Origin of the sequence: Mesorhizobium sp. B4-1-4 (genome assembly GCF_006439395.2) — a bacterium.
Lineage (GTDB): Bacteria > Pseudomonadota > Alphaproteobacteria > Rhizobiales > Rhizobiaceae > Mesorhizobium.
The window spans coordinates 4924665-4941217 of record NZ_CP083950.1 but is presented as its reverse complement, the minus strand read 5'-3'; the positions used below and the strand labels follow the sequence as shown (position 1 = coordinate 4941217).

Sequence of the window (16553 nt, the reverse complement as noted above, 5' to 3'; positions counted from 1 at the left end):
GACCGCTCCGGGAATGCGTGTGCCTATACAGGATGCGCGGCGATGGCGCCAGGCACGGAAGGGCGAGCTGCGTCGCGCCACGCGCAGGATGCCAAGCCGTGCCGGACCGGAGGCTAAGCGGCAGCCGGCCGATGGATCTCGGCAAGCGTGGGGACCGCCGCACCGGTCAGCACGATCTGGTCGATTGGTTTGGGCCGGCCGAGGAAATAGCCCTGCGCCTCGTTGCAACCCTCGACTTGCAGGATGCTGAGCTGGACATGGGTTTCGACGCCTTCGGCGAGCACTGGAATGTCGAGGCTGCGCCCCAGTGTCAGCACGGCGCGGATGATCGCCTTGGCCTGCGGGCTGCGCTCGACATCGGCCATGAACGAACGATCGAGCTTGATCTTGTCGAAAGGGAACGAGCGCAGCGTGTCGAGCGAGGAATAGCCCGTGCCGAAATCGTCGATCGCGATCGTCACGCCCAGCGCCTTGATCTGGCGCAGCACGTGCAGCGTGCGAACCTTGTCGGCGACGATCGTCGATTCCGTCAGTTCGAGTTCCAGGCGCTTCGGCGACAGCCCGGTCTCGACCAGGATCTGGTGGATGAGCGTGGCGAGGTCGGCATGGGCGAACTGCACCGGCGACAGGTTGACCGCGATCTTGTGGCCATTGCCCCAGGAGGCTGCCTGACGGCATGCGGTGCGCAGCACCCATTCGCCGATCGCCAGGATCGAGCCATTCTCCTCGGCGATCGGGATGAATTCGACCGGCGGGATCATGCCGTACACGGGGTGGGTCCAGCGCAGCAGCGCCTCATAGCCGCAGGTAGCGCCGGTCGCGACCGAAGTCTGCACCTGATAATGCAGGGACAGCTCGCCGCGTTCGATCGCCTGGCGAAGATCGTTGGCCAGCGCGCGGCGCGCCCGCGCCGTCTCGTCCATGGCCGATTCATAGAAGCAGACGGCTCGCGTCACGTCGTTCTTGGCCCGGTACATGGCCAGGTCCGCATTGCTGACCAGCCTCTCCCGGTCGGCGCCGTCACGCGGATAGACGGCCACGCCGATGCTGGCGCCGGTGACGATCTCGAAATCGTCGAGCCGCAGGGGCTCGAACAACGATTTTTCCAACCGCGAGACCAGGCCGATAAGATCCTTCTGGTCCTTGAAGCGCTTGATGGCGGCAAATTCGTCGCCGCCGAGCCGGGCGACGAACTCGCCGTCGCCAACGAGTTTCGCCAGCCTGCGGGCGATGATCTTGAGCGCCTGGTCGCCGGCGGCGTGTCCCCTGAGGTCGTTGATTTCCTTGAAACGATCGAGATCGATGACGATGACGGCGGTCATCGCATCCTGGTCCTCGCGCGCCCGCTTGATCTCATGGTCGAGGCGGTCGTTGAAGGAGACGCGGTTGGCAAGACCGGTAAGCGCGTCGTTGAGGGCGAGATGCTGGAGCCGCTCGAAGCTCTCGAGCCGGCCGCGCTCGTCGATCAGATAGCTGGCGAAGCCGGTGGCGGCGACGATCAGGCCGACAACGGCGACCGCGACGGCCATCGCTTCCAGGATATCGGGATTGGTGCCCGTGGTGATGAAGGAGAGCGGCGTCACCGCCACCGCGGCCATTGCCGTGAAATGCAGGCCGACAATCGCGAGCACCAGCAGCCCGATGCCGAGATAGTGCGACCAGCGGTACGGCCGGCGCACCGCCTGGCCGATCGCGGCGGCGGAAAACACTATCGAGATCAGCAGCGACGCGACGACATAGCGGGCGTCCCACTCGACGATGCCGGCCACGTGATAGGCCATCATGCCGGTATAATGCATGGCCGAGATCGCCAATCCGACAAGGCATCCGCCCCATTCCGGCGCCAGACCGCGGCCTTTGTCCAGAGCAAGGCCGAAGCCCGTCCCGGTTCCGACCATGGCGATGACCAGGGATATCATGGTGAGCGCCGGATCGAAGGTGATCGGCGCACCGGGCTGGTAGGCCAGCATGGCGATGAAATGCGTGCACCAGACCGAGGAGCCGGCCGCGACCGCGGCCAGGAACAGCCAGCCCCGCATCTGCACACCAACGGTTTTCCTGGCGCGGTCCAGCAGACCGATTGTCACCCAGCACCCGGTGACGCACATCAGCGCCGCCAGGAGAACGAGCCACAGATTATGCTCCGTGACGATACAGGATATAACGCGCATCAAGGATGGCCCAAGCCCGAGGATACCCGCGACGAAGCGAGCGAGGCTGCCCCGGCACGGTCCTGTGGGCCGGCGCAGCTCCGTCGGGTCTTTTAGCGACGGGGCATGAAAACTTGATTAAATACGACAGCTAAATGCAGCCTTCGATTGCAGCAAGTTGTTTTCCTGGCCGGTGTTCAGCACCCAGCTATACGCTGATCGGCAGTCTGGCGCCGCGCCTGCTTGCTCGCTTTGCCGTTCCTGCTAAAAGGCGCTCCGACCATCCGTGATGCCCGCTCAGGGCGTCCGCCATCCCACGGAGCAGAAATGTCCAAGGCCAAAGACGTCAAGAAAGTCGTGCTCGCCTATTCCGGCGGCCTCGACACCTCCATCATCCTGAAATGGCTGCAGACCGAACTCGGCGCGGAGGTCGTCACCTTCACCGCCGATCTCGGTCAGGGCGGCGAATTGGAGCCGGCGCGCCGCAAAGCCGAAATGATGGGCATCAAGGATATCCGCGTCGTCGATGTGCGCGAGGAATTCGTCTCCGACTTCGTCTTCCCGATGTTCCGCGCCAACGCCGTCTATGAAGGCACCTACCTGCTCGGCACCTCGATCGCGCGGCCGCTGATCTCCAAGCATCTTGTCGAGATCGCCAGGGAAACCGGCGCCGACGCCATCGCGCACGGCGCCACCGGCAAGGGCAACGACCAGGTCCGGTTCGAATTGTCGGCTTACGCGCTGAACCCCGACATCAAGGTCATCGCCCCCTGGCGCGACTGGTCGTTCAAGTCGCGCACCGACCTGATCAATTTCGCCGAGCAGCACCAGATTCCGGTGCCGAAGGACAAGAAGGGCGACGCGCCGTTCTCGGTCGACGCCAACCTCCTGCATTCCTCTTCCGAGGGCAAGGTGCTGGAAGACCCGTGGAGCGAGCCGCCGGAATTCGTCCACCAGCGCACCGTTTCGCCGATGGATGCGCCGGACAAGGTCACCGAGATCGAGATCGAATTCCTGAAGGGCGATCCGATCGCGCTCGACGGCAAGAAGCTGTCGCCGGCAACCATGCTGGCGGCGCTCAACGATCTCGGCCGCGACAATGGCATCGGCCGGCTCGACCTGGTCGAGAACCGCTTCGTCGGCATGAAGTCGCGCGGCGTCTACGAGACGCCCGGCGGCACCATCCTGATCGCGGCCCACCGCGCCATCGAATCGATCACGCTCGACCGCGGTGCCGCGCACCTCAAGGACGAGTTCATGCCGCGCTACGCGGAACTCATCTACAACGGCTTCTGGTTCGCGCCCGAGCGGCTGATGCTGCAGGCGATGATCGACAAGAGCCAGGAAGATGTCGAAGGCACGGTGCGGCTGAAGCTCTACAAGGGCAATGTCATGGTCACCGGCCGCAAGTCGAAGAAGACGCTCTATTCGGATGCGCTGGTCACCTTCGAGGATGACCGCGGCGCCTATGACCAGAAGGACGCCGCCGGCTTCATCCGCCTCAACGCGCTCAGGCTGCGCACGTTGGCGGCGAGGAACCGCAACGGCTGATATCCGGGCTCGACCGGAAATAGAAAGCCGACGCAGGCGTCGGCTTTCCTTACGACCAAACAAAAGCCCGGCACATGGCCGGGCTCCTGCTGCTGAACGAAGATCGGGTCAGTCGGCGTCGATCGCGGTCGCGATCCGGGCAATGGCCTGCTGATAGACGCTCGCGGAATTCCAGCCGGCAATTGCGCCCATGTTCGCCTCCGCGCTCGCGCCGGCCTGCCAGCCATGCCCCTTGAGGAAGTTGGCGGTGGAGGCCAGCGCAGTGGCCTTGTCGCGCAGGTTTCCGCTCCCCACGCCATATTTCAGGACATTCCCGGGCAGGAACTGTGTGTGGCCGATCTCGCCATGCATGGCGCCGACCGACGAGGCGGTCAACGTTCCGCGATCAACCAGTTTCAAGGCCGCAATGGCATGCGGGTGAAAGTAGTCCGGACGGCGGCAATCATAGGTCAGCGTCAAAATGGCCGAGATCGTGTTCTGGTTGCCCATGGAGGCACCGAAGCCGGTCTCCATGCCCCAGATGGCGAGCAGCACACCCGGCGATACGCCATAGTTCCGCTCGATCTGGTCGAACAGCGCCGCGTTCGACTTCTTCAGCGCACGGCCCTTGGAAATGATCGCCGCCCCGCCACGACGCTTCATGAAATCGTCCACCGAACCGCTGAAAGCCTTATGGATGGCGCGGTCGGCGGCGATCGTCCTTGTCGCGTAGGTCGCGCCAGCAAGAGCCGCCAGTCCCCTCGAACCTACACCTTCGGCCTTGGCCTCCGCGGCAAAATCCTGTTTCCAGGCATCGAAGCCGGCGCCGTTCTTGCCACAGCTTGGCGCCGCCTGCGCGGTCGTCGCAAGCCCAAGCACAGCCACCACCGCGGCCGCTAAAATCCTACCCTTGGCAAGAAACGCCATATTGTTCTCCTGGTTGCCTGATTCACGTCCCAGTTGCGAATTTGCCAGCGAAACGCACATTTGTCACCGTCCGCGGCGCCGTGCTGGCGAATGCCGGGGAATTTACCTACGATCAAGTAATTATTGTGGCGAACGCGGCCGAGAGCCGGCTGATCCGCCTGCCCTGTTGCTGATTGGCGTCACCGTACGGAACGACGTTTGAAGGCCCGCGTTTTCGAAGCGACACCTCCCCGCACGCCGAGACCGATATGAAACTCTTCGACTGCCCGCAATGCGGCCACCGCCTGTACTTCGAGAACGCCCAGTGCCTGAACTGCTCCAGCCGCGTGCTCTACGACCCCGAACATGCGCGCTTTGTCCTGTCCGGCGTCGACGGCATCATCCAATGCACCAATGCCGATGAATGCGCCTGCAACTGGATGGCCGAGCCGGGGCGGGTTTTCTGCCGGGCCTGCGCGCTGAACCAGTTGATCCCCGATCTCTCGGTCGACGGCAACCGCCGCCGCTGGATCCGGGTCGAGGCGGCGAAGAAGCGTGCCGTCTATTCGCTGCTCGCCTTCGGCCTGCCGGTCGCGCCCAAGCATGCGCCCGCCGACGAGGTGGGCCTGGCTTTCGACTTCCTTGCCGAGCCGATCGGCGGCGGCCCCGGCGGCGAACGCATCCTGACCGGCCACGACAATGGCCTGATCACGCTCAACGTGGCCGAGGCCGATTCGGCCGAGCGCGAAAAGCGTCGCGTCGAGATGGGCGAGAATTACCGCACGCTGCTCGGCCATTTCCGGCACGAACTCGGCCATTACTACTGGGATCGCCTGATCCGCGACGATCCGCAAAGGCTGGAAGCCTTCCGCGCCTTGTTCGGCGACGAGCGCGCCGACTACGAACAGGCGCTGAAGACTCACTACGCCAATGGTGCCGCGCCCGACTGGCAGCAAGACCACATCTCGGCCTATGCGACCTCGCATCCGTGGGAGGACTGGGCGGAGACATGGGCCCACCATCTGCACATCACCGACACGCTGGAGATGGTCCATGCGCTGAACTTCCCGCTTGGGCGGCTGGAGACGGTGGAGGCCAACGACTTGCCGCGGGGCGACACTGGCGGCCGGCTGCAGGCAGCCCCTTCCGAGCCTGCGAACAGACCCGAGCCTTTCGACAAGGTCCTCGCCCGCTGGCTGGTGCTGTCGGAAGCCTCCAATTCGATCAACCGCTGCATGGGTCTGCCGGATCTCTACCCCTTCGTCATTTCGGACGTCACGGCTCGAAAACTGGCCTTCGTTCACGACCTTCTGACCGGTTTGCCGAAAGACGTCGGAACAAATCGTGAGTTGGCAACGGCGCTTTAGTCGGAACGCATGCGCCGCTGCGCCGTTTTCACCGCCGAGGGACCATGAAAACGGAGAGAACCCATGAAATCCCTGTTGTTGCCCGCGGTCGCCGGGATGTTGGCCGTGATGTCGGGTGCCGCGCTTGCCGACACAGCCGTCTCGGCCGTCACCGATCTCAACGTGCGCGCCGGCCCCGGCCCGCAATATCCAGTCATCGGCGTGCTCGCCGCTGGCCAGTCGGCAACGCTCAATGGCTGCATCGAGAACAGCAAATGGTGCACCATTGCCGAAGCGGGCGGCCAGGGCTGGGTCTATTCCGACTATGTGACGGCCGATTTCGGCGGCAGCCGGGTGGTGCTGACGCAGCGGCCGCACGGTTCCAGCGTCGCGATCGTCTCGCCGCCGGAAGACATCGGCAACTACTCGAATGATTATACTGGCGCGATCATCTCCAGCGACCCGGTCGTGGGCGACTTTCCTGCGCCTCCAGCCGAGGTCCGGACCTATGTCGACACCCACCGCCTCGACCCGGTCTATCTCGACGGCGAGGTGGTGACCGGCGCGATCTTGCCCGACACCGTCGAACTGCGCCCAATTCCGGATTACAACTACCGCTATGTCTATGTGAACGGTCAGCCGGCGCTGATCGATCCGCAGACACGGCGCGTCATGTACGTGATGCGTTGACATAGGCTTTCTCAAGCGGTCGCGACAGCACCGCCGCTTGAGCATGCAGGGCCAGTCGATGTTTCTGGCGCGCGCTTGGATCGGAAGTGCAGGCGCGCGCCGCTCCTTTGCGAAATCGATTCCGATCTTTAGGCCCATCGGCTAGTCAGCAGGTGGTGGATTCGGCAAAGGAACCGTCGTGATATCTGACCCTGCCGCCTTCGACCGTTACCGGCATTCGCCAAACCACAAAACCACCTTGTGGCGGCTGTTTTTCGGGACAGGGATCGTCGTCCTGTTCTGGGTGGTATCCACCGCGATCGTGCTGTTTGGCGGGACCTATGCCTTGTTCACCTGGCAGGCTTCGAAGGGCGGGGCCGCGCCTGCCGGCGGGATGCAGGGTTTCCTCGCCTCGCACATCGGCATCCTCAGCGCGCTTGGCTCCTTCGCCGGAATCTGGATCGGCCTATGGATTGCGATGCGCTGGGTCCATGCCGAACCCTTGTCGGCACTTCTTGGCAACAGCCGGCGTGTTTGCCGGCCGGATTTCCTCAAGGGGCTGGTCGCGGTGCTGATCACCTCGCTTATATCCGAAATCCTGCTCTACCTCCTGGAGCCCGGGATATCGCGCGGCACGATCCGCCTGTCGTCCTGGTTGCTGTTCCTGATCCCGATCGTCGCGCTCACTTTTCTGCAGACATCGTCGGAAGAGGTGCTGTTTCGCGGCTACCTGCTGCGCGGTCTGGCCTACCGCTACAGAAGTCCGTTCATCTGGGCACTGCTGCCGGGACTGCTGTTCACATCACTGCACTGGAGCACGAATTCGTCCGCCGCCATCAATGCCTGCGTGCTGGCCTCGATCGCCGCTTTTGCCCTCCTTCTGACGCTCGTGGTCTATGCCACCGGCAATCTGGGTGCTGCGCTTGGCGCCCATCTCGGCAACAATCTGACCGGCTTCCTGCTGATCTCGCATCAGGCGAGCTACAATTCCTTCGCCCTGTTCACCGCCACGCCGCTCGAAGGGCCGGGCTGGACAACGACGGACGCGGTACTCATCGCCATGATCGGCATCGTCAGCAGCCTGCTGACGATTGTGCTGCTGCTTCATCCCCGCTCGCTGCTCAAGGTTGCGGCTGACACAGCCGAGCCAGCCAGCTGACACGGGCACGATGAAAATCATCTCGTAGGGCCGCCATACGCCTTGCTGCCTGGCCCTTGCCTTGACTCTTGCGCCGATTTCCTGTCTACACGCCTCGAATTCCGCGACGAGTATCCCTCCGAGCAAGCCGACCAGGACGCCGAAGCCTCTTAGGAGGCCAAGTGCTGTAAATCGATCCTGGAGGCCAACACCCGGCAGCGCTGTGCGCCCCCGGGTGCTTTTTGGTTTTGGCTTTTGCTTTTGCTTGGACTGGGTTTTGCTTGGAGACGGAGCGCGAACGCACTACCTCTCGGGCACCATCCGGGTGTCAGGGAAAAGGACAAAGAATGTTTGAATCGCTGCAGGAGCGCCTTGGCTCCATCCTGAACGGCCTCACCGGCCGCGGCGCGCTGTCGGAGGCTGATGTCTCGGCGGCACTGCGCGAGGTGCGCCGTGCGCTGCTCGAGGCCGACGTCGCGCTGGAAGTGGTGCGTTCCTTCACCGACAAGGTGCGCGAAAAGGCCGTCGGCGCCGCAGTGCTGAAGTCGATCAAGCCCGGCCAGATGGTCGTCAAGATCGTCCATGACGAGCTGGTCGACATGCTCGGCGCCGAGGGCGTCGCCATCGATCTCAATGCGCCCGCCCCCGTCGTCGTCATGATGGTCGGCCTGCAGGGCTCCGGCAAGACCACCACTTCGGCCAAGATCGCCAAGCGGCTGACCGAGCGTCAGAACAAGAAGGTCCTGATGGCCTCGCTCGACACGCGGCGTCCCGCCGCGCAGGAGCAGCTGCGCCAGCTCGGCGAGCAGGTCAAGGTTGCGACGCTGCCGATCATATCAGGCCAGAACCCGGTCGACATCGCCAGGCGCGCCGTGCAGGCGGCCAAGCTCGGCGGCCATGACGTCGTCATCCTCGACACTGCCGGCCGCACCCATATCGACGAGCCGCTGATGGTCGAGATGGCCGACATCAAGAAGGTGTCGAACCCGCACGAAATCCTGCTGGTCGCGGACTCGCTGACCGGCCAGGACGCCGTCAACCTGGCGAAGAGCTTCGACGAGCGCGTCGGCATCACCGGCCTCGTGCTGACCCGCATGGACGGCGACGGCCGTGGCGGTGCGGCCCTTTCGATGCGCGCCGTCACCGGCAAGCCGATCAAGCTGATCGGCACCGGCGAGAAGATGGACGGGCTGGAGGAATTCCACCCCAAGCGCATCGCTGACCGCATCCTGGGCATGGGCGACATCGTCAGCCTCGTCGAGAAGGCCGCCGAAAACATCGACGCCGAGCAGGCGGCGGCGATGGCCAGGAAGATGCAGTCGGGCAAGTTCGACCTGAACGATCTGGCCCAGCAGCTTCAGCAGATGTCCAAGATGGGCGGCATGGGCGGCATCATGGGCATGATGCCCGGCATGGGCAAGATGAAGGACCAGATGGCCGCCGCCGGCCTCGACGACAAGATGTTCGGCCGTCAGCTCGCCATCATCTCCTCGATGACCAAGGCCGAGCGCGCCAACCCCGATATTCTCAAGCACTCGCGCAAGAAGCGCATCGCGGCCGGCTCCGGCACCGACGCGGCCGAGATCAACAAGCTCCTGAAGATGCATCGCGGCATGGCCGACATGATGAAGGCGATGGGCGGCAAGGGCAAAGGCGGCGGCCTGATGCGCGGCATGATGGGCGGTCTTGCCTCCAAGATGGGACTTGGTGGTTTGGGGGGCGGCATGATGCCCGGTGGAATGGGCGGCATGCCCGACCTGTCGAAGATGGATCCCAAGCAGCTCGAAGCGTTGCAGAAGCAGGCGCAGGCCGCCGGCCTCGGCGGCATGAAGGGCTTGCCTGGCGGCCTTCCCGGCGGCGGCCTCCCCGGCCTGCCTGGCGGCATGAAGCTTCCGGGCCTCGGCGGCGGGCTGCCGGGCCTTGGCAAGAAGAAGTGAGGGGCGCGCTGTGAACGAGGAAAAAGACATGGCAGACGCCCGCATTGTCCTGGCCGGCTACCGCGCCTCGATCGACAACATCGATGCCGCGCTCATCCATATGCTGGCCGAGCGCTTCCGCTGCACCAAGGCGGTCGGCGTCCTGAAGGCCGAGCATGGCCTGCCGCCGGCCGATCCGGCACGCGAGCAGCAGCAGATCGCCCGTCTTCGCCAGCTGGCCAAGGACGCGCATCTCGATCCGGATTTCGCCGAGAAATTCCTCAACTTCGTCGTCCGCGAAGTGATCCGGCACCACGAACAGATCGCCGCTGCCAACGGCGTGACGAAAACGGGTTGAGATCAACCCAAACTCATCAACGAAATCAGAGCTTTTAGGAGAAAAGAAATGGCACTGAAAATCAGACTGGCCCGTGCGGGCTCGAAGAAGCGTCCTTACTACCACGTCGTCGTCGCCGACGCCCGTTCGCCGCGCGACGGCCGTTTCATCGAGTCGCTCGGCTCGTGGAACCCGCTGCTGCCGAAGGACGGCGAACGCGTCAAGGTCGACGCCGACCGCGTCAAGCACTGGCTGTCGCACGGCGCCCAGCCGACCGACCGCGTGCTGCGCTTCCTCGACGAGGCCGGCCTTGCCAAGCGCGACGCCCGCTCCAACCCGAAGAAGGCCGAGCCGGGCAAGAAGGCCCAGGAACGCGCGGCACTTCTGAAGAAGGCGCAGGACGACGCCGCTGCCGCTGTTGCGGCCGCAGCCGCCGCGCCGGCGGAAGAAGCCGCCACGGCGGAGTAATCGCTTCGCATCCCTTGCGGATACCAGAACGGCGGGCCTGTGCCCGCCGTTTTGCCGTTTGCAGTCCCAAGAGCGCTCAATAGCCGCTCGGGCAGCGGTCGACATAGACCCGCCCATGGCGGTCGCGGTACCGGCATTGGCCACTCTCGCTGGCATGGCCGATCAGGGCGCCCGCCACGGCGCCGACGGCGCCACCGACCACCGCGCCCTGGACCGGATCCCCGGCAACGGCCGCGCCAACCGCGGCACCGCCAAGGCCGCCCACGGCCGCGCCTTTTTCCGTCTGCGAACATGCACCGAGCGCCGTCGCCAACACCAGAACAGTCAATATCTTCTTCATTTTAGCTCCTCTCACACGCGGGTCGCCGTCTCGCCGCCGAGTCCTTAACTCTCAGACGGCTAATTTGATCCGGGAAGAATGAAGATCGCTACAGTGCCCGCTGGATGGCGCTGAACATTCTCTCTCTCGACTATCGGCTGAGCGGGATCAGCGCGCGGACCCGGGGATCGCGCAGATAGAGGCCGCCCCACAGGATGATGCCGAGATAGACGCCGAACAGCGTGTGTGAGAACAGCGGGCTGCCGATGCGCACATGCGTGGCGATGGCGCCGCCCATATAGCCGGTGAGCAGGATCGCGCCGAGCACCGATGTGCGTGGCAAAGCGTAGAGCGCGGTCGAGACCAGTCCTATGACGCCGAGCAGGCGCGCGACATTGGCGTCAGCGGGCCAGCCGAGCTCGGACATCGTCTGTGTGACGATGTCGAGCGGCGGCAGCTTGATGGCGCCGTCGAAGATCATGAACAGGACGATGACGCCGCTGAGCACGCGGCCGGACCACAGGGCGCCCGAGGAGACAGGCGCGGTTTCGGAAATGCTCATTGGTCTTCCTCCGGTGGTTCGGGTCCCTTTTGATGGTCGAACCAAGGACGCGGGGTAGAGCGGCAATCCTACAGGGGGTCTGGATTCTTTTGATCCGTCCTCTGCCGGATCTAGGAAAAATAGAACTTCTCAGCCGGGATCATCTTCGGCGGCGTCTCGCCAAGCGCCTCGAACACCGAGATTTCGCAGACGCGGCACAGGCCGTCGAGGGCGAGGTCGTTGGCCTCGGTGCCGAAAGGATCCTCGAGCTCTTCCGAAAGCGCGTCGAGACCGAAGAAGGTGTAGGCGATCAGCGCCGTGAACAGCGGCGTTGCCCAGCCGGTGGTCGAGATCAGGCCGATGGGCAGCAGCAGGCAGACGATGTAGGCCGTTCGGTGCACCAGCAGCGTATAGGCGAAGGGCAAGGGCGTGCCGGCGATCCGCTCGCAGCCGGCCTGGATGGCCGATATCGACGCCAGCCTTTCGTCCAGGATGCGGAAGCCGATCGCGTCGAGTTCACCGCCCCGGCGTTGGGCACTGGCGCGCCGGCCCATGCGCCTGACCATCTCGTCCGCCGGATTGGCAAAGCTTGCGGCCCGCTCCGCCTCGGCATCGATGAAGGCGCCGGCGTCCTTCACGCTGTCGATCTTGCGTAATTGCCCGCGCAGGAAATGACAGAAGGCCAGCGCCTCCATCAGCAGCGCGCGCTGCTCGGCCCGGTTGGGAATGAGGCTGGTGGTGGCGCGGGCCAGATTGCGGATTTCGAAGACCAGTGCGCCCCACAGCTTGCGCGCCTCCCACCACCGGTCATAGGCGGCGTTGTTGCGGAACGAAAGGTAGATCGACAAGGTCACGCCCACCAACCCGAAAGGCGCGATGCTGAAGACGCCGAGATCGAGATGGAACTGGCGCGCCACGACAAGGATGACCGCCGAATAAAGCGCGAAGCCAAGGATCTGCGGCAGGATGCGCGGCACCACGGAGCCGCGCATGACGAAGAACAGCTGCAGGAAGGTGGGGCGCGGGCGAACGATCATCGAAGGGCCTTTCACGGACCGGCGTCGGCCCTCAGCTCCTCTATTGTGCGATCGGACAGATGCGCAAGCTCAGCCGCCAGCGACATCGCCATGTCGTGCCCGCCGTGTGCGGACTATCGGCATCCGGCAGTTGCGGATATTGAGGAAATTGCAGGGCCGCCCCCAGTACAGGCAAGAAAAATGACCGGCGAGACCGATCTGAAAAAGCTGCTGGCATTGATGACGCCGGAATTGCTCGATGGCACCTATGTCTTCGCGACGCTGGGGCCCGGCGTTCTCCAGCCGGAAGGCCTCGATCCGGTCATGATATTTCGCGAGCGCGAGGGCACGACGCTGATTGTAACTGAGGATGCGGCGAGTGCCGCAGGGCTGGCCGCTTCATTCCGCTGCCGGATGATCACGCTGAACATCCACTCATCGCTGGAAGCAGTCGGCTTCCTCGCCGCCATCACCGCGCGGCTCGCCGGGGCCGGCATGGGCGTCAATCCGGTCTCGGGCTTTTATCACGACCACCTGTTCGTTCCGGCTGACCGGGCGCAGGAGGGATTGGGGTTGCTGCACCAGTTGGCCAGGGACAGCGCAGGCTGAAATCAACACCTGCGAACACAGAGAATGTCAGGCAGGCCTTCCTCGTTGGTCGTGCCGTCGCCGAACGCTTCGGCACGAAACCCGTGGCGCTCGTAGAAACGCCGGGCGCCGGTATTGGCCTGGAAGCAATGGAGTTTCACGACCGGCAAAGTAGCGGTCGCGTCGATCAGCAACCGGCTGCCTATGCCTTGCCCGGTCCAGGCCGGGTCGAGGTAGAGTTGTTCCACCCAATCGCCACTGACGGCAATAAAGCCGACAATCTCGCTGCCGGCTTCGGCGACCGTCGCCTGCTGCCGTGGCAGCAGGATGTCGCGGATGAAGGCAAGATCCTCAGCCGGCGTGTGGATGACCGGCATCCAGTCGAACGAGTTGAGCGCCGCCCGCATCACCTTGGCGATGGCGATAGCATCCGAACCGGTGGCGGGGCGCAGAGTGATTTTGGTGCGATCGCTCATAGGTCGGCGCTGCCCCTCATCCGCCCTTCGGGCACCTTCTCCCCGTGAACCCCCGTGAACGGGGAGAAGGAAGCGCCCCGGCCGAAGGCCGAGCCCGCGACGACGGGCCGCCGGTCGTCCGGCGCCCTCGCGGAGGGCCCGCCGCAGCAGCGGCGGAAGGGCCCGTGAGCGCTAGTTGAACAGCCGTCAGGCCGCCTTCTGCTTCGGCTGGATCAGGCCGCGCTCGATCAGCAACTCTGCGATCTGCACGGCGTTGAGCGCCGCGCCCTTGCGCAGATTGTCGGAGACGATCCACATCGACAGCCCGTTGTCGACGGTCGAATCCTCACGGATGCGCGAGATGAAGGTGGCATCCTCGCCGGCCGATTCGAGCGGCGTGATGTAGCCGCCGTCCTCGCGCTTGTCCAAAACCTGGCAGCCGGGCGCATCGCGCAGGATGTCGCGTGCCTCGTCGGCGGTGATCGGCTTTTCGAATTCGATGTTGACCGCTTCCGAATGGCCGATGAACACCGGCACGCGCACGCAGGTCGCCGTCAGCTTGATCTTGGGATCGAGCATCTTCTTGGTCTCGGCCACCATCTTCCACTCTTCCTTGGTGAAACCGTCGTCGAGGAAGACGTCGATATGCGGAATGACGTTGAAGGCGATGCGCTTGGTGAACTTCTTGACGTCCACCTGGTCGGCGACGAACACGGCACGCGTCTGCGTGAACAATTCGTCCATGCCTTCCTTGCCGGCGCCGGACACCGACTGGTAGGTGGCGACGACGACGCGCTTGATGGTCGCGACATCATGCAGCGGCTTCAGCGCCACGACCAGCTGCGCCGTCGAGCAGTTCGGGTTGGCGATGATGTTCTTGCGCGTGAACAGCGAGATCGCGTGGGGATTCACTTCCGGCACGATGAGCGGCACGTCCTGGTCGTAGCGGAAGGCCGACGAATTATCGATGACCACGCAACCCTGCTTGCCGATCTTCGGCGACCATTCCTTGGAGACGTTGCCGCCGGCCGACATGATGCAGATGTCGGTGTCGGAAAAATCATACTGGTCGAGCGGCCTGACCTTCAGCGTGCGGTCGCCGAACGACACTTCCGTGCCCATGCTGCGCCGCGAGGCCAGCGCCACCACTTCGCTCACCGGAAAGCCGCGCTCTTCCAGTATGTTGAGCATTTCCCGGCCCACATTGCCCGTGGCGCCGACGACTGCAACCTTGAAACTCATCGAAATCTCCTGTCCCTCTCCGCTTGGTTTGTTGGAGAAAACCCGCCGGCCGATGCGGGTTCCGTCCCCCGGGCCGGACCCGGGAGAGGGTGGTTAGGCCAAGGGAATCACACCGTTTTGGTGGTGGTTTTGGTGGTTTTCTTGGCCAAGAATGGGGTTTTGCCGGAACGAGGCGACGCGCCGACGCGCCCGGCCCAATGGTTTACATCGTGGCTGGGGGCATCGAATGCAAGAGGAGCCGTCGAGAGGCCGCGCATCGAAAAACGATCCCGTTCGAAGCGGGCTTTTACGCGGTTTGCGGCAGGAGTCAATTGGTCGCGCGGCGCTGCTCTTCCCTTCCCCCCCTTGTGGGGGAAGGTGGCCGAGCAAAGCTCGGTCGGATGAGGGGTGCTCCAGCTTGGCACCGACGGCGATCCTTCCAGCACCCCTCAACCGTCTTGGCGCTGCGCGCCAATCCACCTTCTCCCACAGGGCGCTAGCGTGCGCACACATTTGATTTGGCGGTGGTCAGTATGGGTTTGCAAGGACGAAGCCCTCAACAATGGCGTGGAAGCGTTTGAGGCCGTTGCTGAAGGTGACCGGGCCCGGCGGGCGCTCCTTTGGATAGCCGTTCCAGCCGCCGAGCCGGGCAATGCACCAGGCCGCCCAAGCGAGCGTGTGTGGCGGATGCGGGTTCTTCTGCGTTTGGGTCTTGCCTTCCAGCCTGGCGACCAGCGCGTCCAGAACGGCGATCTCGGCGGGATTGAAGAGGCGTGTGGCCCTGAGGGTCTGGCCGGCCGCGTCGCGCCCGTGCACGAGTTGCATAACCCTGGTGGCCACGATCAGCGCGGTTGCAGCCAGACGTTCGAGTGCATCGCCATCGGCGATGAGGCTTTCCTCCAGATCGATGGCCTGCGACTTCAAGGTCCGGAACAACTGCTCGATGGTCCAGCGCGACCGGTAGAGATCGACGATGGCGATGGCATCGGCGAGTGTCTTGACGGTGTGGGTTGTCAACAGCCGCCAGATCACCGCGTCCTTGGGCGAAGGCGGATCGATCTCGCGCACTTCCACGATATTGAGCCTGACCGCGCGCGGATCGCGGCGGTCGGCCCCAAGGCGCGGCTGGCGCAAGGTGACCTCGGCGAAGCGAACGGCCAGGTGCACCTTGCGTCCCGGCCGGCCGGGACGCGCCTGCAGATCGAAGGCGATGCGGCCGGCTTCCGGCGTCTTGGCTATCTCGCCGAACAAGCGGCCGCCCTCTTCCCCCAGCGCCCGATCGCGCACAGCGCGCATGAGCACATGCGTGCGCTCGTCAGGCAGCCTTGCCAGCACCTCGTAGATGTCGGCCTCGCGGTCGCCGATCACGGTGAGGAGCGGCGTGTCGGTCAGCGCCTGGCGGGCCGCCGTGGCGGTGGCGATCCATTTGTAGCTTTCCTTGGCTTCGATCGGCAGGGCCTGGTAGTCGTCCGCCTTCTGCCCCCGGCGCCGCCAGATCGTGGCCGCCGCAAGGCCCAGCACCGACCCGTCGCCGGCATCCACGGCCAGAGCCGGGTGTACGAACAGCCCGATATCCTTGCCGTTGCCGACACATCCGAGGCCGCGCTTGCGCGAGGCCTTGGCCTGATAGTTGATCTCGCTGCTGTCCTCGATGATCAGCACATGACGGCCGGCCGCCGCCTTGGCCGTTTGCGCCGCCGCCGTGCGCACGATCTCCTGCACCGTCACGTTGGGATTGCCAAACAGCCGCGTGAACGCAACCTGTTCCGCGCGTGTATCGGCCAGCCGACGCATGCCCGCGCTGATGCGCATGCACATGCGCTCCAGCACCATGCTCCCCTTTTTTGCAAGCGCAGGTCGCCGAAGTATCCAAGCAGCGGTGCCATCGTCGAAATCTCCCGAATCAACAATGGCAGCTACAGAATCACACACGATTCCAACCCTTCAAGCCCC

The 16553-nt window shown here is 64.3% G+C and carries 16 protein-coding genes; 8 read left to right on the top strand and 8 right to left on the bottom strand.

What is annotated here, in order from left to right:
- Positions 1–113: 113 nt before the first annotated feature.
- Positions 114–2171 carry a putative bifunctional diguanylate cyclase/phosphodiesterase gene (locus FJW03_RS23860; RefSeq protein ID WP_140767121.1) on the bottom strand — a complete coding sequence of 686 codons (2058 nt, stop codon included), beginning with the start codon at positions 2169–2171 and terminating at the stop codon, positions 114–116.
- A 306-nt stretch (positions 2172–2477) separates the two neighbouring features.
- Between FJW03_RS23860 and FJW03_RS23855 the strand changes: the two genes are divergently transcribed.
- Positions 2478–3701, top strand: a complete 1224-nt coding sequence (locus tag FJW03_RS23855; protein WP_140610218.1) for an argininosuccinate synthase — start codon at positions 2478–2480, stop codon at positions 3699–3701.
- 108 nt (positions 3702–3809) lie between these two features.
- Here the strand turns inward: FJW03_RS23855 and FJW03_RS23850 are convergent, their stop codons facing one another.
- Complete coding sequence (locus tag FJW03_RS23850) at positions 3810–4607, bottom strand: lytic transglycosylase domain-containing protein (protein WP_140695959.1); 798 nt, start codon at positions 4605–4607, stop codon at positions 3810–3812.
- A gap of 248 nt (positions 4608–4855) precedes the next feature.
- On the opposite strand from FJW03_RS23850, the gene FJW03_RS23845 reads away from it, so the two are divergent.
- The 6 genes from FJW03_RS23845 (at position 4856) to rpsP (ending at position 10460) form a co-directional block, all read left to right on the top strand.
- Positions 4856–5953 (top strand): putative zinc-binding metallopeptidase, encoded by a 1098-nt coding sequence (locus FJW03_RS23845; protein WP_140767120.1) that lies wholly within the window; start codon positions 4856–4858, stop codon positions 5951–5953.
- 63 nt (positions 5954–6016) lie between these two features.
- Entirely contained in the window at positions 6017–6622 is a 606-nt protein-coding gene (locus FJW03_RS23840) for a DUF1236 domain-containing protein (protein ID WP_140767119.1), read from the top strand.
- 178 nt (positions 6623–6800) lie between these two features.
- Positions 6801–7760: a CPBP family intramembrane glutamic endopeptidase gene (locus FJW03_RS23835; RefSeq protein WP_140767118.1), complete on the top strand. Its 960-nt coding sequence runs from the start codon at positions 6801–6803 to the stop codon at positions 7758–7760.
- Between the two features lie 326 nt (positions 7761–8086).
- The gene (gene ffh, locus FJW03_RS23830; protein WP_140767117.1) at positions 8087–9676 is read left to right on the top strand and encodes a signal recognition particle protein; all 1590 of its coding nucleotides are present in this window, start codon (positions 8087–8089) and stop codon (positions 9674–9676) included.
- Positions 9677–9686: 10 nt separating this feature from the next.
- The gene (locus FJW03_RS23825) at positions 9687–10013 is read left to right on the top strand and encodes a chorismate mutase (protein WP_140610224.1); all 327 of its coding nucleotides are present in this window, start codon (positions 9687–9689) and stop codon (positions 10011–10013) included.
- Positions 10014–10061: 48 nt separating this feature from the next.
- Positions 10062–10460: a 30S ribosomal protein S16 gene (gene rpsP / locus FJW03_RS23820; protein ID WP_140695945.1), complete on the top strand. Its 399-nt coding sequence runs from the start codon at positions 10062–10064 to the stop codon at positions 10458–10460.
- A 76-nt stretch (positions 10461–10536) separates the two neighbouring features.
- On the opposite strand, the gene FJW03_RS23815 is transcribed toward rpsP, so the two are convergent.
- The 3 genes from FJW03_RS23815 to FJW03_RS23805 form a co-directional block, all read right to left on the bottom strand.
- Entirely contained in the window at positions 10537–10800 is a 264-nt protein-coding gene (locus FJW03_RS23815; protein WP_140610226.1) for a YMGG-like glycine zipper-containing protein, read from the bottom strand.
- A gap of 130 nt (positions 10801–10930) precedes the next feature.
- On the bottom strand, positions 10931–11341 hold the full coding sequence (locus tag FJW03_RS23810) for a DoxX family protein (RefSeq protein ID WP_140695942.1): 411 nt from the start codon (positions 11339–11341) through the stop codon (positions 10931–10933).
- Positions 11342–11451: 110 nt separating this feature from the next.
- The gene (locus FJW03_RS23805; RefSeq protein ID WP_140695939.1) at positions 11452–12357 is read right to left on the bottom strand and encodes a bestrophin family protein; all 906 of its coding nucleotides are present in this window, start codon (positions 12355–12357) and stop codon (positions 11452–11454) included.
- A 180-nt stretch (positions 12358–12537) separates the two neighbouring features.
- On the opposite strand from FJW03_RS23805, the gene FJW03_RS23800 reads away from it, so the two are divergent.
- Positions 12538–12945: an ACT domain-containing protein gene (locus FJW03_RS23800; RefSeq protein ID WP_140767116.1), complete on the top strand. Its 408-nt coding sequence runs from the start codon at positions 12538–12540 to the stop codon at positions 12943–12945.
- 2 nt (positions 12946–12947) lie between these two features.
- Here FJW03_RS23800 and FJW03_RS23795 read toward each other — a convergent pair whose 3' ends face one another.
- The 3 genes from FJW03_RS23795 to FJW03_RS23785 all read right to left on the bottom strand — a co-directional run bounded on the left by FJW03_RS23795 (position 12948) and on the right by FJW03_RS23785 (position 16412).
- The gene (locus FJW03_RS23795) at positions 12948–13400 is read right to left on the bottom strand and encodes a GNAT family N-acetyltransferase (protein ID WP_140767115.1); all 453 of its coding nucleotides are present in this window, start codon (positions 13398–13400) and stop codon (positions 12948–12950) included.
- Between the two features lie 186 nt (positions 13401–13586).
- Positions 13587–14621: an aspartate-semialdehyde dehydrogenase gene (locus FJW03_RS23790; protein ID WP_140767114.1), complete on the bottom strand. Its 1035-nt coding sequence runs from the start codon at positions 14619–14621 to the stop codon at positions 13587–13589.
- 507 nt (positions 14622–15128) lie between these two features.
- Complete coding sequence (locus FJW03_RS23785) at positions 15129–16412, bottom strand: IS4 family transposase (protein WP_181168954.1); 1284 nt, start codon at positions 16410–16412, stop codon at positions 15129–15131.
- Positions 16413–16553 lie beyond the last annotated feature (141 nt).